Origin of the sequence: Rhodococcus sp. (in: high G+C Gram-positive bacteria), from assembly GCF_049286785.1 — a bacterium.
Taxonomy (GTDB): Bacteria; Actinomycetota; Actinomycetes; order Mycobacteriales; family Mycobacteriaceae; genus Rhodococcus_F.
The window spans coordinates 1-24,613 of record NZ_JBAQEO010000723.1 but is presented as its reverse complement, the minus strand read 5'-3'; the positions used below and the strand labels follow the sequence as shown (position 1 = coordinate 24,613).

Sequence of the window (24,613 nt, the reverse complement as noted above, 5' to 3'; positions counted from 1 at the left end):
ATGCAAACCGGGGCGATTCAGGCCATCCCAGGACTGCGAACCAATTCGGTACGGTCCCGGGAAGTTCAGGCGCCTTCGTCCAACCTCGTGTCCCCGACCTTCCGGCCGGGGTTGGTGTCCGTGTCGCTCTGACTTGGAATAAGTTACGCGACTCCAACCATCCCACCAAATCGCCAGGTCAGGAGTACCGGGCCAATCTGTTCAGGTGCGGAGTTCACCCCTAGGGGACCCAGTACTTCGCCGCCAGCTCCTCGATCACCGCATCCCCCTCGGCCGCTTGCTCCAGCAAGGCCAGATCGTTGTCGATGGAGACCAGACGGGGGTCGTCTCCCTCGACCTCCTGGACCGGGTGTCCCCCGTCCTCGGCGAGCTGGCGGAGCAGCTTCTCGCGCACTCGGTCCTTCAGCGAATCACTCATATCGAGATCATGGCCGGGCTGCGACGGGTTTGTCGAGAGTGCAGCACGGTCACTCTTCCGTCTCGTCCGGGGTCTTCGCGTTCTCGCTCTTGCCGAACACACGTAGTGCCGTCGGGATGATCACGATCAACGCACCCAGGATCGCGATCAGCGAAAAGACCTGCATTGCCATCTCTGAACCGACTCTCTGTTTCGTGCTCGCTGTGGCCAGGTATCAGGCCGGCGCCAGCCAGCTTCCCCAAGTTGTATTCCTCGTGACGGTAAACGCCGCAAGAACGATGAGCACAAAGACTGTGGCACGTGGGCCGAGGGCAAGCGCGCTCGGCGGGCGATCATGCCTCCGTCGACGCACCCACCGGATCCACGCGAACGTCAGTACCGCGAGCAGCGGGAGGATCAGAACGTTGCTGGATACCGCCGATCCGAGGTCCATGTTCGTGAGGTCGTGCACCGCCCGCAAACCGCCACAGCCCGGACACCACAGCCCAGTCATGGCGTAGACAGGGCAAAAGCCGTACGCACCCTGTTGATAAGGGTCTCGGAAGTGGAGGATCGTGGCCGCGACCAAAGCGCCTGCAGCAACTGCCGCCGGCGCGCGGAGTGCGCGAAGACCGGACACCGAAGACGTCGACGGTTTCTTCTGCGTGGCCACGACACCAGTGTTCACGATTTTCGATTCGCGCGACATCGGAACCCCGAGCACAGAGCGGCCCTCGACCGGCAAGTAGGTCGAGAACAGTGCAAGGAAGCCGGGCCGCGAGGGTCCGGGTCGTCTCGAACTCGTCGTGACCGCCGCCACCACCCTCGAGGAGGTCACCTTGTGACGGCTACGACCGACCATCCCACCGTCGTCGGCAAGCTTCTCGACCCTGGACCGGTTGCTGCCCGTCTGGATCACCTACGGGCAGGCCTTCGGCGGTGTGGTCGGGTCGCTGATCGAGATTCCCGTGCTGGTCGCCCTGGGTGTGCGTCTCACTGGCCTGCGTAAGCGTTTCACTCGATCGGAATCTTCCCTGCCGTAAGGAGACATCGATGTCCCGGCACGCATCGCAACCGGAGGTGCTCATGCCGCAAGACGCAGGCGAGATGCTGCTCGTCTGCGTGCACAGCGCCGGATGCCCCCAGATGGGGGACATCAACCCGGTCATGGTCGAGGCCATGGCCGAACTCGCTACCGACCAAACCGCTCACCGACCACGTCGTTGGTCGGTCACACTGGAGATCGGGTCGACTCCCACCCTCCCCCTTGAACGAGAAAGGGTCTGCAATGACCCCACTGCCCATCGTCTGGCAACGCCTCGTCAGCCAGGGACAGACATGCCGCCGCTGCGCCGGCACCGGCCAGCAGGTCCAGCGCGCGGTCGGCACGCTCGAGCAGGTCCTCCGCCCGCTCGGCATCACACCGCAGCTCGAGGTCCGCGAACTCGACGACGCCGACTTCGCCGCGAACCCGGCCGAATCCAACCGCATCTGGATCGCCGGCCGCCCGCTCGAGGACTGGCTCGAGGCCGAGGTCGGCAGCAGCCGCTGCTGCTCGGTGTGCGGCGACTCCCCGTGCCGGACCGTCGCGCTCGGACAGGCCACATTCGAGGAAATCCCCGAACGATTGATCGTCAAAGCCGCCCTGATCGCCGCGGCGAGCGTGCTCGACGCCCCCGACCATTCCTGACTGGCACACGCCGGCGGGAAGCTTGCGGAGGAGCTCCGAAGAACCACCTCCCAGCGCTTCGTAGGGCTTCGGAGCCGAGTCGTCGCCGCGTTTCATCGGCAACGCGCGTAGGGACGCAGACGGATCCCGTCGCGGCCGGGGCACGGAGACCAAGACCTTTGTGTCCGCCCGCGAGGACGGGGCTTCCTGCGCCCTGGCGAAGTCCTGAAGCGCAGGATTTCCGTAACTGCAGAACCTGTTAGGAGGCCGCCGCTCACGCCGCAGCGGACATTCTCCGAGAGGTTCTTGGGTGCCGCGGCGGCCGAAGCTGCCAACAACCGCACTGTGCAGCGTGCGATCACATCCGGTCCCAGAGCCGATCTTCGCCGAATACGGGGGAAGGCCCCTCACCTGTCATTCAAGGTGAGGGGCCTTCCCCGCTGAGCTGCCTGAGAGAATCGAACTCTCGACCTTTTCATTACGAGTGAAATGCTCTACCGACTGAGCTAAGGCAGCGGTGCCTTTCGGCGGTGGCGAGTCTAGCGCCTCAACGCCGAGTATGCGAAAACGGCTCCCTGAACGCGTCCCCGAGGGTGGCCACCATGGCGTCGACAGCCCACTGCGGCTTGACGTTGACGGTGATGGCTTCACGACACTCGAGCACGGCTTCGATGCACTTCAGGAGGCCTTCCGGGGTGGTCCGAGACGCCAACTCGGCGGACCGGTCGGCCATGTCCGGATGGTTGGACGCGGCGGTCGATCCCCACGACACGGCGAGCGCGTCGCGGTAGAGCCCGGCCAGGTCGATCAACGCACGATCCAGGGCGTCGCGCCCCGTTCTGGTCGCCCGGGACTTCTGCCGCTTCTCCAGATCCTTCAGAACACCAGCAGAGCCCCGCAACGCGCCGGCCGCACCTTTACCGGTTCCACCCGCGCCCAACGCGGTGCGCAGTTCCTCGGTCTCCGGTTCGTCGCGGGCAGCGCTCATTTCCTTCGCCTCGGCGTCTGCCGACCGGACCATCTCCTCGGCTGCGGCGAACGCACTTGCCGGCCGGAGAGCCGCGACCGCGAGGTCGAGAGCTTCCTTGCGACGCACGCGAGCATTGAGGTCTGTTGCCAATCTCCGCGCCCGACCCACATGACCGCCGCTGATCGCCGCTGCCAACCGGGCGTCTTCGGGATCGAGTCGGTCGCGCTCACACAGCACTCGGGCGATGGCCTCGGTGGAGGGAGTAACCAGAGGTATGTGACGGCAACGGGAGCGCAGCGTCACCGAGATGTCCTGCGGGTCGACGGAGGGCGCGCACAAAAGAAAGACCGTACGGTCCGGGGGTTCCTCGACCACCTTGAGGAGAGCGTTCGCAGCACCCTCGGTCAGCCTGTCGGCGTCTTCGATAACCACGACCTGCCACCGGCCAGTGCTCGGCTTCCGGGCCGCCGTCTGCACGATGGCACGCATCTCCTTGACGCTGATGCTCAAGCCCTCCGGTACGACCCGGCGGACATCTCCGTGAGTGCCGGCCATGGCGGTGGCGCACGCATGACAGCGCCCACAGCCCGGGACGCCGTCGCTGGTGCATTGCAACGCAGCGGCGAAACACTGGGCCGCGACCGAACGCCCCGAGCCGGGCGGACCCGTGAACAGCCACGAGTGGGTCATCGCCGAGCCCATCGCGGCAGCTCCAGAACGCGCCGCGGTGGCCGCGCCGGTCAACTCCGCCTCGACGTCCTCCTGGCCCACCAGCCGATCGAATACGGTCACCGCGACAGCCTATCCGGCGCATCCGACAGTGCCGTCGGACCGCAGTTCCGGCTCACGCCTTCTTGTCCGGGGCCTTCTTCGCAGCCGCTTTCTTGGCCGGAGCCTTTTTCGCAGCGGTCTTCTTCGCCGCCTTCTTCGCGGGCGCCTTCTTCTTCACCGGGCCGCGGGCGCGACGGTCGGCGAGCAGTTCGGACGCCCTCGCATCGGAGATCGTCTCGACTTCGTCGCCCTTGCGGAGGCTCGCGTTGGTCTCGCCGTCCGTCACATAAGGACCGAAACGACCGTCCTTGATCACCATCGGCTTCTCGCTGACCGCGTCGACGCCCAGTTCGCGCAGTGGCGGCGTCGCCGCAGCCTGACGTCCGCGGCGCTTGGGCTCCGCATAAATCCCGAGCGCCTCTTCGAGAGTGACCGTGAACATCTGGTCCTCGGTGGCGAGGGACCTCGAGTCGTTCCCCTTCTTCAGGTAGGGACCGTACCGGCCGTTCTGGGCAGTGATCTCTTCCTTCGTCTCGGGATCGACACCCACGACACGCGGCAGCGACAGCAGCTTGAGGGCGTCGTCGAGCGTGACGGTGGCCAAGTCCATCGACTTGAGCAGAGATCCGGTCCGCGGCTTGGGTCCGGCGGCTTTCTTGGCGGCCTTCTTGGCCGGCGCCTTCTTGGCTGCCGTCTTGGTCTTGGTGGTCCCGTCGGCTGGTTCCGGTTCGGTCACCGGTACCACCGCGGGTTCAGGTTCGGGTTCCGGCTCGGGCAGGATCTCGGTGACGTAGGGGCCGAAGCGGCCCTCCTTCGCCACGATTTCGTGTCCGGTGAGCGGATCGACGCCCAGTTTGCGGCCCTCTTGCGGGGTGGAGAACAGCTTCTCCGCGTATTCGGGCGTCAGCTCGTCCGGGGGAAGATCGTCGGGCAGATTCGCCCGCTGCGAGATGAGATCGCCTTCCGGATCGTCGGGGTTCTGCACCGTCCGCTCGAGGTAAGGGCCGAACCGTCCGACGCGGACGCAAACCTCGCGACCCTCGGCGTCGTCGAACAGCCGGATGGAGTTGACCTCACGCGCGTCGATCTCCTCGAGGTTGACGCCGACCATCTTCTTCAGTCCGCCCTCGCGAGCGACCGATCCCTCGACACCGTGCTCACCACCGAAGTAGAAACTGCTCAGCCAGTTGCCCCGCTGCTCGCGACCGCCTGCGATGGCGTCGAGATCGTCCTCCATGCCGGCGGTGAAGTCGAAGTCGACCAGTCGGCCGAAGTGCATCTCGAGAAGGCCGATGACCGCGAACGCCACCCAGGACGGAACGAGAGCACTGCCGCGTTTGTACACGTAGCCGCGGTCGAGGATCGTCTTGATGATCGACGCGTACGTGGACGGACGGCCGATGCCGAGTTCTTCCAGCGTCTTGATCAGACTGGCCTCGGTGTAGCGGGCCGGTGGATTGGTGGTGTGACCGTCCGGGTCGAGTTTGGTGGCCGTGACGGCCTGTCCCTCGACGAGAACCGGCAGGCGCGACTCCGCGTCGTCCGACTGACCGCCCGCTTCTTCGTCGACACTCTCGACGTAGGCCTTCAAGAAGCCGGCAAATGTGATCGTGCGTCCCGACGCGGAGAACGTGCATTCCGGCCCGATCCCCGAGTCGCGATGCTCCGGCCCGCCGCCACCGGTACCTGCGGTCCCGGTGATGCGGAGCGTGAGCGTGGTACCCCGGGCATCCGCCATCTGCGACGCCACCGTGCGCTGCCAGATCAGCTCGTACAGTCGGAACTCGTCGGTGTCGAGACTCGAGTGCAGCTGACCAGGAGTCTGGAAGACGTCACCCGCGGGACGGATGGCCTCGTGGGCCTCCTGCGCATTCTTGACCTTCCGCGTGTACTGCCGCGGCGTCTCGTGCACGTATTCGGCACCGTACAACTCGGTGGCCTGCGCCCGTGCAGCGTTGATCGCCGATGACGACAGCGTCGTCGAGTCGGTACGCATATAGGTGATGTAGCCGTTCTCGTACAACCGCTGCGCGATGCGCATGGTGCGCTCGGACGTGAAGCGGAGCTTACGTCCTGCCTCCTGCTGCAGCGTCGAGGTCATGAATGGCGGATACGGCTTACGCGTGTACGGCTTGCTCTCGGCGGACGACACGGTGAGGTCGACACCGGCGAGTGCCTCGGCCAGACGGCGTGCGCGGGTCTCGTCGAGAACCGTGACCGTGCTCGCCTTGAGCTGTCCGTCGGAACCGAAGTCGCGCCCGGAGGCCACGCGGGACCCGTCGACGCTGACCAGACGGGCGCCGAAGCTGCGGGGACTGGCACTCTCACCGGCGTCGAGGGTGGCCGAGATGTCCCAGTAGGACGCCGCCCGGAATGCCATCCGCTCACGTTCGCGCTGCACGATTACGCGTGTGGCGACCGACTGCACGCGGCCGGCCGACAGCTTCGGCATGACCTTCTTCCACAGCACGGGGCTGACTTCGTAGCCGTACAGACGGTCGAGGATCCGACGTGTCTCCTGCGCATCGACGAGGTCGTTATCGAGTTCCCGGGTGTCTTCGGCAGCTGCCCGAATGGCCGGCTCGGTGATCTCGTGGAAGACCATCCGTCGCACCGGGATCTTCGGCTTGAGGGTTTCGAGGAGGTGCCAGGCGATGGCCTCCCCCTCGCGGTCGGGGTCGGTGGCGAGAAAGAGTTCGTCGGCGTCCTTGAGGAGACTCTTGAGCTCGGCAACCTTGGACTTCTTCTCCGGACTCACCACGTAGAGAGGTTCGAAATCGTGATCGACGTCGACGCCCAGACGCGCCCACGGCTCACCCTTGTATTTGGCCGGCACGTCGGCGGCGCCACGCGGGAGGTCACGGATGTGGCCCACCGACGCCTCTACCACGTAGTTCTTACCGAGATACGGGGCGATTTTGCGGGCTTTGGTCGGCGACTCGACGATCACGAGGCGGCGAGGCTGACCGGAGGCTCCCGCCGCACCCTGTGCACTGCCGTTGTCCCCTTTAGCCACCTGTAGCCCGAGCCTTCCTGAAGTCGATCGCTGCCATCCGGCAGTTGCAGACAAACCCTTTTATACATGTTCGCCCATTACTAGAGTGACATACCCGGAACCCATCCTCGCAGATCAGTACCGTCTGCGGCGCTCTACACATGCCGCCAATCAGTACGATCGTCCAAGTTCGCGGGTGGCTCGCCGATGCTTTCGAGGAGTCTCGCCAGCCTGCGGCGACCCGAGATCCGGAGGCCCGGACCCGCCCCGCGAGTGCCGATGAGCGTCGGGGCGATGCCTGCCCGCATCAACGCCTGGGCCAACGGCTCATGGGTATCCGGTGCGTGCGGATCGAGCCGAGAACGAACCGCTCGCCGTCTGCCTCACCCTTGCCGGACGCCAGCGCCCACACCCTCAACTGCCGTCCGGACGGGACCCATCCGGCGGGCACCGCTTTGACCGCTCCCCGCGTCCACTGCTGGGCGAGCGGCAGCAGATCGACGACCGGAGCGGTGCGCACGAGCGGACTGCCCTCGTCGCTGCGCGTGATCTCCGCGTCGAGGCCGGCCGCCGTGATCAGCTCCGCGATCGCCTGGGCTCGCCACTGTGCGTCGACCACGATCGAGATGCGCACCCGACCACCCGACGCCACCAACTGACCCGGTGCCGCGAGCAGTCCACAGAGGTCTGTGACAGCGGGCGGCATCGCCTCGGCGGAGAAGAGGGAAAGCTGGCTCACCGTAGAACCCACCTTTGGCTACGCGGCTCTCTCGAGACAAGCCGTCAAACGAAATCGTCCCCCATCGCTCGAGGCGATGGGGGACGAATCAGACGCGGTCTTCAGAACCCCGCCTATCTGATTACATGTTCACGAAAGTGAACGGCAGAATCAGACTGCGCGAACGCCGGTAGCCTGGGGGCCCTTGGTGCCCTGGCCGACCTCGAACTCGACGCGCTGGTTCTCCTCGAGGGTACGGAATCCGCTGCCCTGGATCTCGGAGTAGTGAACGAAGACGTCAGCGGAGCCGTCTTCTGGTGCGATGAAGCCGAAGCCCTTTTCCGCGTTGAACCACTTCACAGTGCCCTGTGCCATGCTTTTCCTTCTCTTTCTAACCACCGGATGCGGCGGACAGCACATACAGTCCACCGGGCCGGTTCCGACCGCTGTACTTCTTGATTTCCCCCTCAGGAAAAGCAGAGCACCGCGTTCGCAACATCGATCCTGCGAACGTTCACTCTCTCAAGCCCACGAACACAGAAGCTGCGACCAAGGTGTAGTCAACCATGAACTCCGCGAACACAACAGTCGAAATACGAACAATTCACAAAAAAGTTGATCTTGACGAGAACGACCACGAATCAGCCGTTTCGACCCGGGTCCAGCGGACCCCGGACAACACCTCCACGCCCGCGGTCGTTATCATCAAACACGCAGGTCGCGGCGTTATGGAAGCAACCCGCCCGACCACTACAACAGCCCGGAGATATCAGTGAGCACACCGTTTTCGCCACATGACAACAGTGGCAATACGGGCGAAACATTTGGGCGAACCCTGCTCGACTGCATCCTCGCGGGCGTTCCCGACGACGAAAGTCCACTCACATTCGCGGCAGAACTGCCTGCGCGCACCCCGAAGTGGGCCGAATGGCCCGCTTGGGCGCACCCCGACGTCGTCCGAACGCTCGGGGAACACGGCATCGCTCGGCCCTGGAGCCACCAAGTGGTCGCCGCCGACCTCGCAAAGTCCGGTACGAACGTCGTCGTGTCAACGGGCACCGCGTCCGGAAAGTCACTGGCATACCAACTTCCGGTATTGACCACCCTGGCAACGGACCCGCTGGCTACAGCCCTGTACCTCTCCCCGACCAAAGCCCTGGGCGCTGACCAATTACGGGCCGTGACCTCACTCACCGATTCGGAAATTCTGGACTCCGGCAACACACTTCGCAGCGCCTGCCCGTGTGGGTTCGACGGCGACACTCCACTCGAAGTGCGTCACTGGGCCAGGGAAAACTCCCGTTGGCTCTTCACCAACCCCGACATGCTGCACATCTCCCTGCTGCGGACCCACCAGAGGTGGGCCCATTTCTTCCGGCACCTGGCATTCGTCGTCATCGACGAATGCCACTCCTACCGAGGCGTCTTCGGCTCCAACGTGGCACTCGTCCTGCACCGGCTACGCCGCATCGCCGCACGCTACGGGGCGCAGCCCGTGTTCGTGCTCGCCAGCGCCACCACAGCGAACCCCGGTGCTGCTGCATCCCGATTGATCGGTGCGCCCTGCGCCGAGGTGGTGGACGACGGCTCCCCCCACGGACCGAGAACAGTCGCCCTCTGGGAACCACCTCTGATGAAGGAGGTGCTCGGGGAGAACGGCAGCCCGGTCCGTCGGCCCGCGGGCTCCGAGGCTGCACGCATCATGGCGGATCTCGTGGTGGAGGGCGCCCGCACTCTCACGTTCGTCCGCTCACGCCGGGGCGCTGAACTGACTACCTTGGCCACCAAACGCCTACTCGCCGAAGTCGATCCCCGGTTGGTCCCGCGTGTGGCGTCCTATCGGGCCGGTTACCTCGCCGAGGACCGCCGCGAACTCGAAGCGGCCCTGGCCGACGGCACGCTACTCGGCGCGGCCACCACAAATGCACTGGAGCTGGGGGTCGACATCGCCGGACTCGACGCCGTCGTGGTCGCCGGGTTCCCGGGAACGGTCGCATCGTTCTGGCAGCAGAGCGGCAGGTCCGGCAGGCGCGGAGAAGGATCCCTCGTGGTCCTCGTTGCCCGCGACGATCCGCTCGACACGTATCTCGTCCACCATCCGGCAGCACTGCTGGACAAGCCGATAGAGGCCACGGTCACCGACCCAGGCAATCCGTACGTACTGGGCCCGCAGTTGCTCTGCGCGGCAATGGAGTTACCGCTGTCGGATGCCGAGGTCGACTCATTCGGTGCACTCGAGGTCCTCCGTTCCCTCGAATCTCGCGGGCTGATCCGCCGTCGCACCCACGGTTGGTTCGTCACAGCCGGGACAAATCCACATGGGGCGCTGGATATCCGAGGCGGAATCGGGATGCAGGTTGCGATTGTGGTCGCTGAATCAGGGCGCATGCTCGGAACCGTCGACACCGGACGTGCCCCCGCCACTGTGCACCCCGGTGCTGTTCACATCCACCAGGGTGAGTCCTATGTGGTCGACGAACTCGACCTCGAAGAGGGGCTTGCGCTGGTGCACGCCGAAGATCCCGACTGGACGACATCGGCCCGGGAAACGACCGAGATCACGATCACCGCGGTGCACGAGCAGAAACTGTTCGGCGAGGTCGAGGTGGCGTTGGCCGAAGTGGAGGTGACCCATCAGGTCACCGGATACCTGCGCCGGTCGTCTTCCGGCGAAGTCCTCGACTTCGTGGAACTGGACATGCCACGGCAGACCCTTCCGACACGTGCGGTGATGTACACGATCACCCCGGAACTTCTGCTACAGGCCGGCATCCCCGCAGAACGGGTGCCCGGTTCGTTGCACGCCGCCGAGCACGCCGCCATCGGCCTGCTACCCCTGGTCGCGGTTTGCGATCGCGGCGACATCGGTGGCGTATCGACCGCGCTGCACGCGGATACCGGACTTCCTACCGTGTTCGTCCACGACGGTCACGCCGGTGGAGCCGGTTTCGCCGACCGCGGGCATGCCCAGCTGACTCGCTGGCTCGGCGCGACCCGAGAAGCGATCGTGTCGTGCGGGTGCGCGTCGGGTTGCCCCTCGTGCGTGTACTCACCAAAGTGCGGTAATGGCAATGACCCCCTCGACAAGGACGGTGCCGTTCGTGTTCTCACGGCGGTGCTCGACTCGATCGGCTGAACCGGTTCACTCGGAAGGCCCGGCGCGTGCCACCGCCCGCGCGTCCCGGGCACCGAATGCGGAGAGTAGTACCGGCGCCGAGACCGTGATCACCACATCCCAGTCGTACACGGAGCACGAGACCAGTTCCGCCCGCATGCGTTCCGCGAGTATCCGCGCCCGCGCGCATGCCGACTCGGTCCCCTGGTCGAGCCCCGTCGCAGCCGCCACGGCGGCAAGATCCGCGGCGGACTGTGCGCGGTGACGCACGCTCACCGCCGATCCGACATGCATGAGCAGTGCCGTGACCACCACCATTGCGGCCAGCGCACAGCATGCGAGGACCGTCGCATATCCGCGATCCTCGGACGGTGACACGTTCACCTCCCGTTCTCGTTCCATCCCGGCACCGCCGGTTCGAGTGCGGCAACGGCCTCCGCCGAAATCCGCACCAGCGGAAGCAGAGAACTGTGCGTCCGCACGGTAGCGACCACGAACTCTCCTTCCGTCCGTACCGCCACGTCGGCACCGTCGGGCGCGACCCGCAGCGCCGTGGAAATCGCCGACTCGCGATCTCCGCGGGCTGCGAGCCGGGCGGCCTCGCGTGCCGAATCCACGCACCGAACGTGCAGAGTCGCTGCCGTGATCGCTCCGATACACAACACAACCACCGCCATGATCGACGCGATCGCGATGGCCGCCTCCACCGTCACGCCCCCGCGCTCCGACGTGCGCAGGTCTCCCAGCGCCGTCATCACACCGCGGTGTTGAGTGCTTTGTCGATGATGTTCGTCAGCGCAGTGACGATACTGTCGCCGGTCACGACCGAATAGAGCACGGCTCCGAACGCCGCGGCGGCAATGGTGCCGATGGCATATTCGGCCGTCGACATCCCCTCCTCGCCCACCGCGAGCAATGTCAGCCGCGCAGTGATAGCCCGAACTGTGGAATCCATTGTGTTCCCCCTTTTGAGCTCCGGCGCAGCGCTTCTGCGTCGGAAGTGTCGATTTCTGACAGCAGGCCGACTCACAGCAGTCCGCCGCCCAGCACCCGCGATGCGAGACCGATCACGACCGGGACTATTCCGAGGCAGATGAAGGCCGGAAGAAAGCAGAGCCCGAGTGGACCGCTGATCAGAACGCCTGCTCGTTCGGCCGATGCTGCGGCCGCATGTTCGGCCTGTGTGCGGCTGTCGGTGGCGAGTTCCGACATCGAGTTCGCAAGCGAGGAACCCGACCGTGCCGATCGGCGGGCCATCCGGGCAAGTGCTTCGGTGTCCGGATCCGATGCGGCCGTTTCCCATGCCGTCGCCGCATCGGCACCCAGCGAGAGCAGGTCTCCGGCACGACGCAGCGACTCCGACAACGGATGCGGCGCCGAGTGGGACACCGCCTCGGCAGCGGTTGCGATGGGAAGTCCCGCCCGCAGACATGCAGCGAGCAGGTCGAAGCTCGCGGCGGCCGCGAGGGGATCGTCACGGCTCGCTCTTTCGCGGGACGCCGGCGCCAGGTGGCCCGGGTGACTCTCCCCTCCTCGAATCCGTGCCACCGGCGGCTTCTTCCCGGGTAGGACGAGCATCGAGCAGGCAACGACTAGCAGTGCATACCAGCTCATCCCGTGACTCCTCGGACGATCCGATCGGTCCACAGCAGTCCCGCGCATACGAGCCCCGCTCCGAGGACGAGCAGGAATCCACCCAGGCCCCCGCCGAACAGAACTGTCAGTGGAGCGGCACCCATCATCTGCCCGAGACCCACGCCCAGCAATGGAAGCCCCGCGAGCACGGTCGCCGTGGCCCGCGCTCCGGCCAGTCCTGCCTCCGTGCGCTGACGGAAACGGTTGCGCCCCAGAAGGTCGGATCGCGCGGCGTCGAGTAGTTCCGCAAGCGCCAGCCCGTGGGTCTCTGCCACCGACCAGATGTCGGCGAGGCGTTCCAGTTCGATATCGATGCGGGATTCGACGGACCGGAATCCATCCGCAGCAGATCCGCCTAACCGGGCACGCGCCGAGGCGGCCCGAAATGCCGTCGACATTTCGCCCACACATTCCTCGGCGGCGGTCTCGCACGCCGCCGCGGGATGGGCTCCCACCCTGAGTTCGGCTGTCACCACTTCGAGACTCGACAGCATCGCGCGCAGGTCCCCTGCCTTTGCGCGCGCGGCGCGCCGCTTCGTGTATCTGAAAGCTGTTGTGGAGCCGACGATCACCGTTGCAGCGATGGCCATGACCCCACCGAGTTCGTATACCGGGAACAGCCCGAGCAGTATTGCCGGCACCAACCATGGTCGCCTGATTCGCGCGCGCGGCTCCACTCCGCCCAGGACCGCGACCAACCGTGGCCGCGATCGCGCAGACGGGCTGACGAGAACCGCGCAGGACAGCAGGGCCAGGGCTGTGATCACAGCACACCTGATTCTCTTCGGCGGCAAAGCGATTCGAGACGATCGGCACCGATGTCACGCTCCACCCCGTGAGTCCAGGCGGGCACGATCGTGACGTGCCCGCGATCATCACGAGTGACGACACCGATCTGCAGCAGTCTACGCGGCCCAGACGCGGAACGGTGAACGTGCAAGATCACTTGGACAGCGGCGGCAAGCTGACTGTGCAGCGCCGCGCGATCCATCCCGCCCAACGCGGCAAGCGCCTCGAGCCGTGCGGGAACCTCCTCGGGAGAATTGGCATGCACCGTGCCCGCACCTCCGTCGTGGCCGGTATTGAGCGCGGTCAACAAGTCGACCACCTCACCACCCCTGACCTCTCCCACCACGATTCGGTCCGGTCGCATTCGGAGGGATTGCCGCACGAGATCGCGGACGGTCACCTCGCCGACGCCCTCGACATTGGGCGCCCGGGCCACGAGTCGCACCACGTGAGGGTGTTTCGGCGCAAGTTCCGCGGCATCCTCCACGCACACGATGCGCTCGGCGGGATCGACGGCGCCCAGCAGTGCGGCAAGCAATGTCGTTTTTCCTGCCCCGGTGCCGCCGGTAACCAGGAAGGCGAGACGCGCGCGCACGACCTGCTGGAGAAGGTCGTAAGCCGTCCGCGTGAGGGCACCGCCGACGAGCAGCGCGTCGAGCCCCTGAGTGGCGGGCCGCAGAACCCTGAGGGACAGGCAAGTGCCGCCCTGAGCGACCGGAGCGAGAACAGCATGGAGCCGGACACCGAACGAACCGTTGCCCACGTCGCGCAGCCGCCCGTCCACCCACGGCTGGGCGTCGTCGAGGCGCCGGCCCGCGGACAGGGCGAGCCGCTGAGCGAGCCGACGAACCGCAGCCTCGTCGGCGAAGCGGATTGTCGTGCGCTCGAGCCCTTTCCCTCGATCGACCCAGACTTGATCCGGCGCGGTGACGAGGACATCAGCGACCCCGGCTTCCGTCAGCAGCGATTCCAACGGACCTGCTCCGGTGAGCTCGGTCATCAGGACGCGAAGTGCGCCGAGGAGATCGGTATCGCCCAGCACACCGCCGGACTCGGTGCGTATGGCAGCGGCGACCGTAGCCGGTGTCGGCTCCCCGGCAGTGTGGGCGAGTCGTTCCCTCACCCGATCCAGCAGGTCGGGAGTGACGAGGGAACTCATGCGGCCCACTCCCGCGTCCGGGGCCTGCCGCTGATCGCCTCCAGGACGGCGCCCGCGGCGGCAGACAGGGCCGAGCGGCGGCCGGGCCGCAATCCCCCGTGCTCGAGCATCCCGGTGAGCGTCCGGTCGGCGCGCATCGACGCGATCAGGGGAAGGCCGAGTACCTCGGCGACGTCGGCACCGCGCAGTCCACCGGGCGCCGGACCCCGCACAACCAGACCCAAGTTGGGGTTCCGGTCCGAGATCCACTCGGCGACCTTTCCGGCGGCGATGCAGGCTCGCACCGTGGCAGGGATGACGAGCACGACCATGTCGGCCAGTTCCAGAACCGCCTCAGTGACCGGGTTCGGGTGTCTCGGCGCGTCACAGACCACGAGATCCCCCGCGTGGCGGCCGGCGTCGATGACGGCCCGGGTCGCGGCTGCGGTGGGACCGGACCCGGCCCTGGTGCAGGCCAGGACCCGCAACTGAGCGCCACACGCCGGGAGTGCGTCGCGCAATGCATCGGAGGAGATCCGGCCACCCTCGATCGACAGACCCGACCACCGCAGGCCGGGCACGTCCTCGAGGCCCAGGACGACATCCAGCCCCGACCCCCAGGCATCGGCATCCAGAAGGAGGGTCGATGCCGGACGGGGCCCGGTTGCGGAGATCAGCGCAACGGCCGACGCCATCGTCGACGCACCTGCCCCGCCGCATCCTCCGAGCACCGCGACCACGCTGCCCTGAGCCTCCGGACGTTCGGGTCGCTCCCCGAGGACGGAGACCAGCACTGCCTCGTCGTCCGGGACCGAGAGCACATGCTCGGCGCCGACGGCGGTCGCGATCCGCCACTCGTCGATTCCCGGCGGCCCGTCACACAGCAACACGACTCGACGTCTGCGCGGAAGCCGACCACGGCAGGCGAGAGCGGCCGTGGCGTCCAGAATCACGATGTCCGCGGTTCCCCAACCGTGCCGAGCATCCGCCGTCCCCGACTCGTTCAGTACCCGATCGGCCGCGGCGGCCACGCGCCTGATGCTGTGCAGCAGCGCCGCGTCCTCGACGAGAACCAGAACCTCTCCCCCACCTTCTGCGTCCATACGACGAGAATGCCGGGCACGCAGGGCCTTGCGGAAGGCCCGTCCGCCGGGCTGTGGACAACTTCGGGCCTGTGAATGAAAATTGGTACGGCCGCACCATAACTGGTTCTTGCCTACAGAAGGCGCCGATTCTGCCTCGCTGACGAGACCTTGCCGGAAATAGAGGACGACCCTCGCCAGGGGGGGAGGAGGCGAGGGTCGTCGGTGTTCAGCCCCGGGGGGTCGGGCTGAACATGTCCGAATCAGATCCGGACATTGGCAATACTACACCTCTCACAATCAGTATTTGCAAGTTCAACTGTCGCCCCGGAGGTCGCGTGTCCGCACCCGGAAGACCTCTCCGCGACGGCACTCGTGACCGAACGCCCATTATCCACCGAGATCCGCATATTCTTCTCTCGTGACCGCGAAGCCGCAGAGAAGTGCCAGGACAGGACACACCGAAACAGGTCGAATCGCCGCGTTTTTCGATCTCGACAAAACCATCATCGCGAAGTCGAGCACGCTGGCGTTCAGCAAGCCGTTCTTCGACCAGGGCCTGATCAATCGACGGTCGGTCCTGAAGAGCAGCTACGCCCAGTTCCTCTTCCTGCTGTCGGGAGCGGACCACGATCAGATGGAACGGATGCGCGCCTATCTGACCAGCATGTCCGCCGGCTGGAATGTGGAGCAGGTGCGGGCGGTGGTTGCCGAAACCCTGCACGACATCGTGGACCCCCTGGTCTTCGCCGAGGCCGCTGACCTGATCGCCGACCACCGGCTACGTGGTCACGACGTCGTTGTGGTCTCGGCATCCGGCGAAGAAGTTGTGGGCCCCATCGCCGCGGCACTTGGAGCCACGCACAGCACCGCCACCCGGATGGAGGTGAAAGAAGGGCTCTATACCGGCGAGCTCGAGTTCTACTGCTACGGCGACGGCAAGGTCGAAGCGATCCAGCTGTTGGCGGAGGAGCATCGCTACGATCTGTCGGCCAGCTACGCATATTCCGACTCCGCGACCGACCTGCCCATGCTGTACGCCGTCGGGCACCCGACGGCAGTCAACCCGGACCGAACACTCCGGAAGATCGCCGTCGGAAATGGTTGGCCCATTTTGGCTTTCTCCAATCCGGTCTCGATGCGCGCTCGATTGCAGACACCGTCCGCGGCCACTGTCGCCACCACGGCCGCAGTGAGCGTGGGAGCGCTCGTCGCGGGCGCCTTCACCTATAGCGCCCTGCGTCGCAGACGCTGACCTGCGCTGCTCACAACACGGCCCGAAGCGAATTTGACACTTGAAGTGACGGGTGTCTCGGAGTACAAAGGAGTTACGGAAGAAGGGAAGGCCAAGATCGACCCGGAAGAGAAGGATCGATCTCCCAACCTGGATTCCCGGCACGGGCATAAGGTACCCACGCGGAGCAGCAAGCCACTATAAGGGCAGAAGCGTTGTGGGCCTGCGAGACTCGAGTCTTCACCGGCAAGGACCCTGCACGGGTTGCGGGGACGACCCGATGATATTCGGACTCTCGCCGAGGCCAACCACCACAACCCCTCGAAGCACGCTTGGTAACCGTTGTCCGTGCTGATCGGGCGGCGAAGTCGACGACAGTCGGCAACGCCGCCCGTTTGGGTTTCCGGATCCTTCTGTGTCGCAGTCGATTCCGACGCGGCGCCAGTTCTCAGCCGGACGCGGAGTCGGCAATCGACGTGGCCTCACGGGCGCCGGCCTCCAGGGCGCCGCAGCACAGGATCACCCAACTCCCGACGCCTTCCGGAGTACCGGACGCGAAGGACGCGGCGCCGTTGCGGTAGGCCTGCTGCCGTCGCAGCCAACTGACCTCCGGGACCCCGAGATTGTGGGGATCGAGGCCGGTCGACACACACACCAAACGGGACGCGGCACGGGCCACGATCCCATCCGCCACTCCGAACGGCTTCAGTGTCAGCAATTCCCCGTGTACCACCGCCGCCAGTATCGGGGCGGGCGCATCGGTACCGCCCGTGACGAGGTCGGCCACTCCCGCCAGTCGCTCCGCCACCCCCTGATGGGAATGGGGCCGGCCGAGCGACTCCGGATCGTCGACGAGATCGGCCGCGGCCAGCAGGTGCAGCCGCGCCAGCGCCTGCAGGGGTGCACGCTGCCAGGTGGACTGCAGCAGGGCGAGCGCGTCACCGTCCAGCGCCTGCCCCACCCGCAGGGCTCCGGACAGGATCGGATCGCCGGCTTCACCGGCGGCAGGCAGCTCGGTGCGGCCCCCGTCGAGCGCCGCCGATGCACGGGCCGCCCTCACCGCCGCCTCGGCCGCGGTGGTCGGCCATCCACGCCGGTTCGCCTTGTGCCGGTGAACCTCGCCGAGCGCGTCACGGGCGCGGTCTGCGGCATCGCGGACGCCGGGTAGGTCGACGAGGGGCTGCAACGGGTCACTCACGCCTGTCGACGCTACCCGGCCGGGCCGCGACGTCAGGCGCCGAGCCGGATCGTTCCCCCGGGGATCGCCTCGAGCAGCCTCCGGGTGTACTCCTCCTTCGGTGCCGAGAACACCTCGTCGGTGGTGGCCGTCTCCACGATGGCGCCGGACGACATGACCAGCACGTGGTCAGCGATCTGCCGCACCACCGCGAGATCGTGGGTAATGAACAGATAGGTCAGGCCGAGCTGCGCCTGCAGATCGTTCAGCAGAGTAAGAATCTGGTCCTGAACCAGCACGTCCAGGGCGGACACCGCCTCGTCGCACACCACCATTTCGGGCTGCAGCGCGAGCGCCCGCGCGATGGCGACACGCTGCCGCTGGCCGCCGGACAGCTCGTTGGGGAACCTGCGCATCACCTCACTCGGTAAGGCCACCTTGTCCAGCAGATCGCGCACCCGCGCTTCGCGTTCCTTCCTGGTGCCCACCTTGTGCGTGCGGAGGGGCTCCTCGATCGTCCGGAATATCGAGTACATCGGGTCGAGGGTTCCGTACGGATTCTGGAAGATCGGCTGGACCCGTCGCCGGAAGGCGAGCGTCTCCTTCCTGTCCAGGGTGGCGACGTCCTTTCCGTCGAACACCACGTTTCCCGACGTCGGTGGAAGCAGCCCCAGCACCATCTGCGCCACCGTCGACTTACCCGACCCCGACTCGCCGACGATTGCCGTGGTGGTTCCGCGCCGAACCGAGAACGAGACGTCCTTGACGGCGGCGAACTCGGCAGACGTGCGCAGACCTTGCCTGATCTTGAAGATCTTGTTCAGTCCGGTGACCGTCACCACCTCGTCGGTGGCCTCGACGAACTCCGCACCGATCCGGCCGGGCTCCTCCGCTCGGCCCACCACTTCGAGCGCCTGCTCCCGGACGTCGGCGCGGGCCAGCGACGAACTCCGGCGCTGCGATGCCAGCGACGGCGCCGCGGCCACCAGCTTCTGCGTGTAAGGATGCTGGGGCCGCTGAAGAATCTCCAACGCCGGACCCGACTCCACCACCCGGCCCTTGCTCATCACGATCAGGTGTTCGGCGCGTTCCGCAGCAAGCCCCAGATCGTGTGTGATGAGAAGGACCGCGGTTCCCAGCTCGTCGGTGAGACCGTCGAGGTGATCGAGGATCTGCCGCTGCACCGTGACGTCGAGCGCCGAGGTCGGCTCGTCCGCGATGAGCAGCTTCGGACGTGCCGACAGTCCGATCGCGATGAGCGCGCGCTGACGCATCCCACCGGAGAACTCGTGCGGATACTGACCCAATCGGACCGCGGCGTCCGCGAGCCCCGCCTCCTCGAGCAGCTCGGCAGCGCGTACTTTCGCGGCCCTTCCCTTGGCGATTCCGTTCGCCTCGATGCCTTCCCTGATCTGGAACCCCACCTTCCACACGGGATTCAAATTCGACATGGGGTCCTGTGGCACCAGGCCGATCTTCTTCCCCCGCAACGACACGAAGGCGCGCTCGCTCGCCGCCGCCAGATCCTTTCCCTCGAAGAGAATCTGACCACCGGTGACCTTTCCCGTGCCGGGAAGCAGGTTGATAATCGCGTGCGCGGTGGTGGACTTTCCGGAACCGGACTCACCGACGATGGCGACCGTCTGGCCCGGGTATACGGTGAGGTTCACACCTCGCACCGCCCGAATCGGTCCCGAGCCCGACTGGAACGACACCTCGAGGTCCCGGATCTCGAGCAGGGGAACCTCCTCGGCCGGCGCCTGCCGCTCCACAACTTTGTCAGCGGACATCGCGCTCACCTCTTCCGTGCCCTGGGATCGAGCGCGTCCCGCAGGGCGTCGCCCATCATGATGAATCCGAGGACCGTGATCGCGAGTGCGGTAGCCGGATAGAACAGAATCGCCGAACCCTGCCGGAGGGTGACCTGGGCCGTGCTGATGTCGCCACCCCACGAGACCTCGGACGACGGCAACCCGATACCGAGGAACGAGAGTGTGGCCTCGGCGACGATGTAGACGCCGAGAGAGATGGTACCGATCACAATGATCGGGGCCAGCGAATTCGGCAGGACATGGCGTACCAATGTGCGGAGGTTCGACACACCCAGCGCCCGCGAAGCCATCACGTAATCGTTGTTCTTCGCCGAGATCACCGCGCCACGAGCAATTCTCGCCATCTGCGGCCAGCCGAACAGGGCGAGCACGAGGATGACGGTCCAGATCGTTCGGTCGGTGAACAGCTGCATCAGAACGATCGCGGCAAGGATGAGGGGAATACCGAAGAAGATGTCGGCCACCCGCGACAGGAGCGAGTCGGCCCAGCCGCCGTAGTATCCGGCGACAGCACCGACGAGCACACCGACGATCAGAACCGTCGTCGTCACGCCGACCCCCACCAGCACCGACGCCCGTGCCCCATAGATGGTGCGCGAATAGATGTCGCAGCCCTGCTTGTCGAATCCGAACCAGTGGTCGGCCGACGGACCCTGCATGCTGAACGCCAGGTCGCAGAAGCGGGGATCCGTACTCGTGAACAAGCTGGGGAACGCGGCCACAGCGACCACCGCGAGGATGATGGCGGACGCCACGAGGAAGAGTGGACGCCTCCGCAGCTTCCGCCACGCGTCCGACCACATACTCGTCGGCTGCCTTTCGATATCCACAGCGTCGGTGGCACCCGGCGCTGCCACCTCGTCAGGTGCGACGAAATGCGCCTGCCGAACCTTCCGGCCGCCCGCCAGGGTGATCGCGTCCTTCTCCAGCTTCTCAGACATAGCGGATCCTCGGATCGAGCACGGCATACAGGAGGTCGACAATGAGGTTCGCCACCAGATAGATGACGATCAGCACCGTCACGAAGGAGACGACCGTCGGTGCCTCACCGCGGGTGACCGCCTGATAGATCGTGCCGCCCACACCGTTGATGTTGAAGATGCCCTCGGTGACGATCGCCCCACCCATCAGGCTGGCGAGATCGGCACCCAGAAAAGTGACGACCGGGATCAACGAGTTCCGCAGCACATGAACCCCGATCACCCGACGTCGCGAAAGACCCTTGGCGGTCGCGGTTGTCACGTAGTCGGCGGTGAGATTCTCCGCGACCGAAGTCCGGGTGAGCCGCAGCACGTACGCGAACGACACGGACCCCAGCACGAACGCCGGCAACAGCAGATTCGTGAAACTGGTGTCACCCCCGACGGTCGGTGAAACCCATCCCCACTTGATGCCGATGAAGAACTGGGCGAGGAAACCGATTACGAAGATCGGAATCGCGATGATCACCAGGCTCACGAGCAGCACACTGCTGTCGAAGATGCCCCCCTTGTGCAGTCCGGCCAACAGTCCGAAACCGATGCCGAAGAGTCCCTCGATCGCCAACGCCATGAGAGACAGCTCGAGCGTGATCGGAAATGCCTCGGCAAGGACTTCACTGACCGGACGGCCGGAGAAGGACGTACCGAAATCCAGGGTGAAGATCCCTTTCAGATACAGGAAATACTGCATGAGGAATGGCTGGTCGAGGTGATAGCGCGCGCGGAGTTGGGCTGCGACAGCGGGACTGAGCGCCTTGTCCCCCGCCAGCGCGGCAATGGGGTCTCCGGGAAGGAGGAACACCATCGCGTAGACCAGAAATGTCGCTCCGAAAAAGACCGGGATCATCTGGAGTAAGCGGCGACCGATGTACCAGAGCATCGGATCACCTCCTTGTCGTGGAGGGACGTGACCTCGCGAGTGGTGGTGGTGCCACTACCTGGTGCCGAGAGGAACTCGCAGGCCCACCCGTCGTCAACCGGACATCGAGACGTCAGTTCTTCTCGATGTCCGAGTACATCGGGATACCCTTCCAGTCGATCGTCACACTCGACACGTTCTCCGACCAGCCACTCGCCGCGTTGCGATACCAGGTGGGTATGCCCGGAAGATCGCGCAGGAGGACCTCCTGCGCCTGGTCGATCAGTTCCTGAGCCTTTTCGGGGTCGACCTCGCCCGCGGAAGCGCGGAGCAACCGGTCGAACTCCGGATTCGAGTAGTCACCATCGTTGGAGCTGCCACCGGTTTGGTAGTTCTGCGCCAGGAACCCGTACTGCTGCGGGTAGTCGCCCTGCCAGCCGGAGCGGAACGCGGATGGGATGGTGCGGTTGGTGGCTTCTGTCCGGATCTGGGCGAAGGTCGGGTACTCCCTACCCTTCGCGTCGATTCCGAGGATGTTTCGAATACTGTTGGTCGTGGCGTCCACCCATTCCTTGTGCCCACCGTCGGCGTTGTACGCGATCTCGAAACTGCCCGACCACGGTGCGATCGCGTCCGCCTGCGCCCACAACTTCTTCGCGGTCTCGGGGTCGTACTTCAGGTTACTGTTGCCGGCGAGGGAATCCGACCAGCCCTCGATGGCCGGACTGGTGAAATCCGATGCGGGAGTGCGTGTTCCGTTGAAGATCTGCTTGGTGATCTGATCACGGTTGATCGCCGTCGAGATGGCCTGACGTCGCAGTGTGCCCTCCTCGCCACCGAAGTGCGGCAGACGACCCGGGATGGTGAAGGTCTCGATAGTCGCCGACGGCTGGTTCACTGTACGACCCGGCAGGTCACGCTCGAAGGTCGTGAGCGCACTGGCCGGCACCTGATCGAGGACATCGACGTTGTTGGCGAGCAGATCCGTGTAGGCCGTATCGAGGCTGTTGTACAGGATGAAACTGATGCCGGCATTCCTGGGCATGCGGGCACCGTTGTAGGCCGGATTGGTCACCAGATCGATCCGGACGTTGTGCTGCCACGCATCCGGGGACGCCATCATGTAAGGCCCGTTGCCGATCGGATTCTCGCCGAACGCCGCCATGTCTTCAAACGCCACCGCAGGCAGAGGGTAGTACGCGGCGAAGCCGAGACGATCCGGGAACGCCGCCTCGGGCTGCTTGAGTTCAATCGTAAACGTCGAGTCGTCCACCACCTTCAACCCCGACATCGTCTGGGCCGTCGGGTTCTCCGCCGCCACCTCGTCGTAGCCGAGAATGGGATCGAAGAAAGAACCCTGAAGCTGCGCGTTGGTGGAGAGAGCGCCGTAGTTCCACGCATCCACGAACGAGCTCGCTGTGACCGGGCTGCCGTCCGTGAACGTCCACCCGTCCTCGAGTCCGACGGTGAAGTTCTTCCCGTCGGTGGTCTCGATGGACTCGGCAACCTCGTTGACCACCCCCCCGTCGGCGTCGTACGACATCAGCCCCGCGAACAGGGAATCGACGACGCGGCCGCCCATGTTCTCGCTGGTATTGGTAGGGATGAGTGGATTCTGTGGCTCCCCGGCCCAGGCGTTGACGACCCCGCTTCCCCCTCCGTTCGTCGACCCACCGGACGAGCAGGCAGTCAGCATTCCCGCTGTCAGGCCGACCGCCAGTACCGCGGTTGCCACGCGTGTAATACGCAAGACGGTCCTCCCACGACATCAAGGTTCGGGGTGCGCCCCGAACCGGGCCCGACGGATTCGACCGCTGAGCGATCGACACGACGCTGGCCGGCCCCTTTCCTCTGCCCGGCCGAATGATGGGGACGAATAAGACACGATTCGATTATGTGTTGACGCGGAGAGGAAATCTCGCCTATTCGGCAACCGATCGAAGATCGGACAACAACATCGATCCGGGCCGAACCTCGCACGGCTGCCGCCTGGCGACGAGAACCGACCGATCGTCGCAAGAGCGGAGCCTGCAACGTGGTGCAACGATGCGTCGACCAGCACTTGTGACTACCCTCACATGTGCTACAACAGCCGAATCGAAGACTGGAAAGAAGGCCGGCCCACAATGACCAGTGCAGCACAGGCGAACGATACGCAGGACGATTCCGTTAAAGCTGCGGCGGTCCCGCAGGTTTACCCGCCGAGTCCCGAGTTCACCGCCACTGCGAATGCCGGGCCCGAACTCCAGGCCGCAGCCGACGCGGACCGACTCGGCTTCTGGGCCGAGCAGGCCGAGCGGCTGCACTGGCACGCACCGTTCACCGACGTCCTCGACTGGTCCGACGCCCCCGTCGCGAAATGGTTCGTGAACGGCAGACTCAATGTCGCGTACAACTGCGTCGACCGGCACGTGATCGAAGGCAACGGCGACCGCGTCGCCATCCACTTCGAAGGCGAACCGGGCGACACCCGCGACCTCACCTACAACGACCTTCTCACCGAGGTGAGCAAGGCCGCCAACACCTTCAGCGACCTCGGACTCGTCGCCGGCGACCGCGTCGCGATCTACATGCCGATGATCCCCGAAGCCATCGTCGCAATGCTCGCCTGCGCACGCCTCGGACTGACCCACTCCGTGGTCTTCGCCGGATTCTCCGCCCACGCCCTGCGCTCACGGATCGACGACGCCGAGGCCAAACTGGTCGTCACCGTCGACGGCCAGTGGCGGCGCGGCAAGGCCGCACCCCTCAAGCCCTCCGTCGACGAGGCAGTCAACGGCGCCGAGTCGGTGAAGAACGTGCTGGTCGTCAAGCGCACCGGCATCGACATCGACATCACCGAGGGCCGCGACCTCTGGTGGCACGAGACCGTCGACAAGGCCTCCGACCGGCACGAAGCGCAGCCCTTCGACTCCGAGCACCCACTGTTCATCCTCTACACCTCCGGCACCACGGGAAAGCCCAAGGGCATCATCCACACCTCCGGCGGCTACCTCACCCAGGCGTCCTACACTCACCACAACGTTTTCGACCACAAAGCCGGCCAGGACGTGTACTGGTGCACCGCCGACATCGGATGGGTCACCGGCCACACCTACATCGTCTACGGACCACTGTCGAACGGCGTCACCCAGGTGGTCTACGAAGGCACCCCCAACTCACCCGACGAGCACCGCCACTTCCAGATCATCGAGAAGTTCGGCGTCAGCATCTACTACACGGCACCCACGCTCGTACGCACATTCATGAAGT

22 protein-coding genes, 1 tRNA gene and 2 pseudogenes are annotated in these 24,613 nt (G+C 65.5%); 5 read left to right on the top strand and 20 right to left on the bottom strand.

The genetic code is table 11. The annotated features are described in order from the left end of the window. Positions 1-220 precede the first annotated feature (220 nt). Genes WAW17_RS26200 through WAW17_RS26190 form a run of 3 tightly spaced genes read right to left on the bottom strand, consistent with a single transcriptional unit; the run spans position 221 to position 1,106 of the window. Entirely contained in the window at positions 221-418 is a 198-nt protein-coding gene (locus tag WAW17_RS26200) for a hypothetical protein (RefSeq protein WP_422335787.1), read from the bottom strand. Positions 419-467: 49 nt separating this feature from the next. Beyond that, positions 468-590 (bottom strand): hypothetical protein, encoded by a 123-nt coding sequence (locus WAW17_RS26195; RefSeq protein WP_422335786.1) that lies wholly within the window; start codon positions 588-590, stop codon positions 468-470. Between the two features lie 42 nt (positions 591-632). After that, entirely contained in the window at positions 633-1,106 is a 474-nt protein-coding gene (locus WAW17_RS26190) for a DUF2752 domain-containing protein (RefSeq protein WP_422335788.1), read from the bottom strand. 208 nt (positions 1,107-1,314) lie between these two features. Between WAW17_RS26190 and WAW17_RS26185 the strand changes: the two are divergent. Continuing rightward, positions 1,315-1,440 (top strand): annotated as a pseudogene (locus tag WAW17_RS26185) (arsenical-resistance protein); the annotation flags it as partial. A gap of 245 nt (positions 1,441-1,685) precedes the next feature. After that, complete coding sequence (locus WAW17_RS26180) at positions 1,686-2,087, top strand: DUF2703 domain-containing protein (protein WP_422335785.1); 402 nt, start codon at positions 1,686-1,688, stop codon at positions 2,085-2,087. Positions 2,088-2,509: 422 nt separating this feature from the next. Here WAW17_RS26180 and WAW17_RS26175 read toward each other — a convergent pair. The 5 genes and pseudogenes from WAW17_RS26175 to WAW17_RS26155 form a co-directional block, all read right to left on the bottom strand. Beyond that, positions 2,510-2,582 (bottom strand) — tRNA-Thr (locus WAW17_RS26175). 31 nt (positions 2,583-2,613) lie between these two features. Then, positions 2,614-3,828, bottom strand: a complete 1,215-nt coding sequence (locus WAW17_RS26170) for a DNA polymerase III subunit delta' (protein WP_422335784.1) — start codon at positions 3,826-3,828, stop codon at positions 2,614-2,616. 52 nt (positions 3,829-3,880) lie between these two features. Continuing rightward, positions 3,881-6,823, bottom strand: coding sequence for a type I DNA topoisomerase (gene topA / locus WAW17_RS26165; protein ID WP_422335783.1), 2,943 nt, complete (start codon positions 6,821-6,823; stop codon positions 3,881-3,883). 134 nt (positions 6,824-6,957) lie between these two features. After that, positions 6,958-7,541, bottom strand: a pseudogene (locus WAW17_RS26160) (hypothetical protein). A gap of 150 nt (positions 7,542-7,691) precedes the next feature. Continuing rightward, entirely contained in the window at positions 7,692-7,895 is a 204-nt protein-coding gene (locus WAW17_RS26155) for a cold-shock protein (RefSeq protein ID WP_005248460.1), read from the bottom strand. Positions 7,896-8,292: 397 nt separating this feature from the next. Here WAW17_RS26155 and WAW17_RS26150 point away from each other — a divergent pair, with 397 nt between their 5' ends. Beyond that, a complete protein-coding gene (locus tag WAW17_RS26150; RefSeq protein ID WP_422335782.1) occupies positions 8,293-10,656 on the top strand; it encodes a DEAD/DEAH box helicase in 2,364 nt (787 codons plus the stop codon). Positions 10,657-10,662: 6 nt separating this feature from the next. Here the strand turns inward: WAW17_RS26150 and WAW17_RS26145 are convergent, their stop codons facing one another. The 7 genes from WAW17_RS26145 to ssd form a co-directional block, all read right to left on the bottom strand. After that, a complete protein-coding gene (locus WAW17_RS26145; protein ID WP_422335781.1) occupies positions 10,663-11,037 on the bottom strand; it encodes an Rv3654c family TadE-like protein in 375 nt (124 codons plus the stop codon). Continuing rightward, the gene (locus tag WAW17_RS26140; RefSeq protein WP_422335780.1) at positions 11,016-11,390 is read right to left on the bottom strand and encodes a TadE family type IV pilus minor pilin; all 375 of its coding nucleotides are present in this window, start codon (positions 11,388-11,390) and stop codon (positions 11,016-11,018) included. The genes WAW17_RS26145 and WAW17_RS26140 overlap by 22 nt, the downstream gene beginning before the upstream one ends. Then, on the bottom strand, positions 11,390-11,590 hold the full coding sequence (locus tag WAW17_RS26135; protein ID WP_422335779.1) for a DUF4244 domain-containing protein: 201 nt from the start codon (positions 11,588-11,590) through the stop codon (positions 11,390-11,392). Before WAW17_RS26135 ends, WAW17_RS26140 begins: the two co-directional genes overlap by 1 nt. A 71-nt stretch (positions 11,591-11,661) precedes the next feature. Continuing rightward, complete coding sequence (locus tag WAW17_RS26130; protein ID WP_422335778.1) at positions 11,662-12,249, bottom strand: type II secretion system F family protein; 588 nt, start codon at positions 12,247-12,249, stop codon at positions 11,662-11,664. Next, positions 12,246-13,037: a type II secretion system F family protein gene (locus WAW17_RS26125; protein ID WP_422335777.1), complete on the bottom strand. Its 792-nt coding sequence runs from the start codon at positions 13,035-13,037 to the stop codon at positions 12,246-12,248. The genes WAW17_RS26130 and WAW17_RS26125 overlap by 4 nt, the downstream gene beginning before the upstream one ends. Further along, positions 13,034-14,218, bottom strand: a complete 1,185-nt coding sequence (locus WAW17_RS26120) for a TadA family conjugal transfer-associated ATPase (protein WP_422335776.1) — start codon at positions 14,216-14,218, stop codon at positions 13,034-13,036. Before WAW17_RS26120 ends, WAW17_RS26125 begins: the two co-directional genes overlap by 4 nt. After that, positions 14,215-15,300, bottom strand: a complete 1,086-nt coding sequence (ssd, locus tag WAW17_RS26115; protein WP_422335775.1) for a septum site-determining protein Ssd — start codon at positions 15,298-15,300, stop codon at positions 14,215-14,217. The genes WAW17_RS26120 and ssd overlap by 4 nt, the downstream gene beginning before the upstream one ends. A gap of 400 nt (positions 15,301-15,700) precedes the next feature. Here ssd and WAW17_RS26110 point away from each other — a divergent pair, with 400 nt between their 5' ends. Beyond that, a complete protein-coding gene (locus WAW17_RS26110) occupies positions 15,701-16,534 on the top strand; it encodes an HAD-IB family hydrolase (protein ID WP_422335774.1) in 834 nt (277 codons plus the stop codon). 427 nt (positions 16,535-16,961) lie between these two features. Here WAW17_RS26110 and WAW17_RS26105 read toward each other — a convergent pair whose 3' ends face one another. The 5 genes from WAW17_RS26105 to WAW17_RS26085 form a co-directional block, all read right to left on the bottom strand. Further along, complete coding sequence (locus tag WAW17_RS26105) at positions 16,962-17,711, bottom strand: oxidoreductase (RefSeq protein WP_422335773.1); 750 nt, start codon at positions 17,709-17,711, stop codon at positions 16,962-16,964. A 32-nt stretch (positions 17,712-17,743) separates the two neighbouring features. Further along, positions 17,744-19,480, bottom strand: coding sequence for a dipeptide ABC transporter ATP-binding protein (locus tag WAW17_RS26100; RefSeq protein WP_422335772.1), 1,737 nt, complete (start codon positions 19,478-19,480; stop codon positions 17,744-17,746). Positions 19,481-19,485: 5 nt separating this feature from the next. Continuing rightward, positions 19,486-20,463, bottom strand: coding sequence for an ABC transporter permease (locus WAW17_RS26095; protein ID WP_422335771.1), 978 nt, complete (start codon positions 20,461-20,463; stop codon positions 19,486-19,488). Then, on the bottom strand, positions 20,456-21,382 hold the full coding sequence (locus tag WAW17_RS26090; protein WP_422335770.1) for an ABC transporter permease: 927 nt from the start codon (positions 21,380-21,382) through the stop codon (positions 20,456-20,458). Before WAW17_RS26090 ends, WAW17_RS26095 begins: the two co-directional genes overlap by 8 nt. Positions 21,383-21,494: 112 nt before the next feature. Continuing rightward, entirely contained in the window at positions 21,495-23,111 is a 1,617-nt protein-coding gene (locus WAW17_RS26085) for a peptide ABC transporter substrate-binding protein (protein ID WP_422335769.1), read from the bottom strand. 376 nt (positions 23,112-23,487) lie between these two features. Here WAW17_RS26085 and WAW17_RS26080 point away from each other — a divergent pair. Continuing rightward, positions 23,488-24,613 (top strand): AMP-binding protein (locus WAW17_RS26080; RefSeq protein ID WP_422335768.1); only part of this gene is annotated, 1,126 nt, incomplete at its 3' end.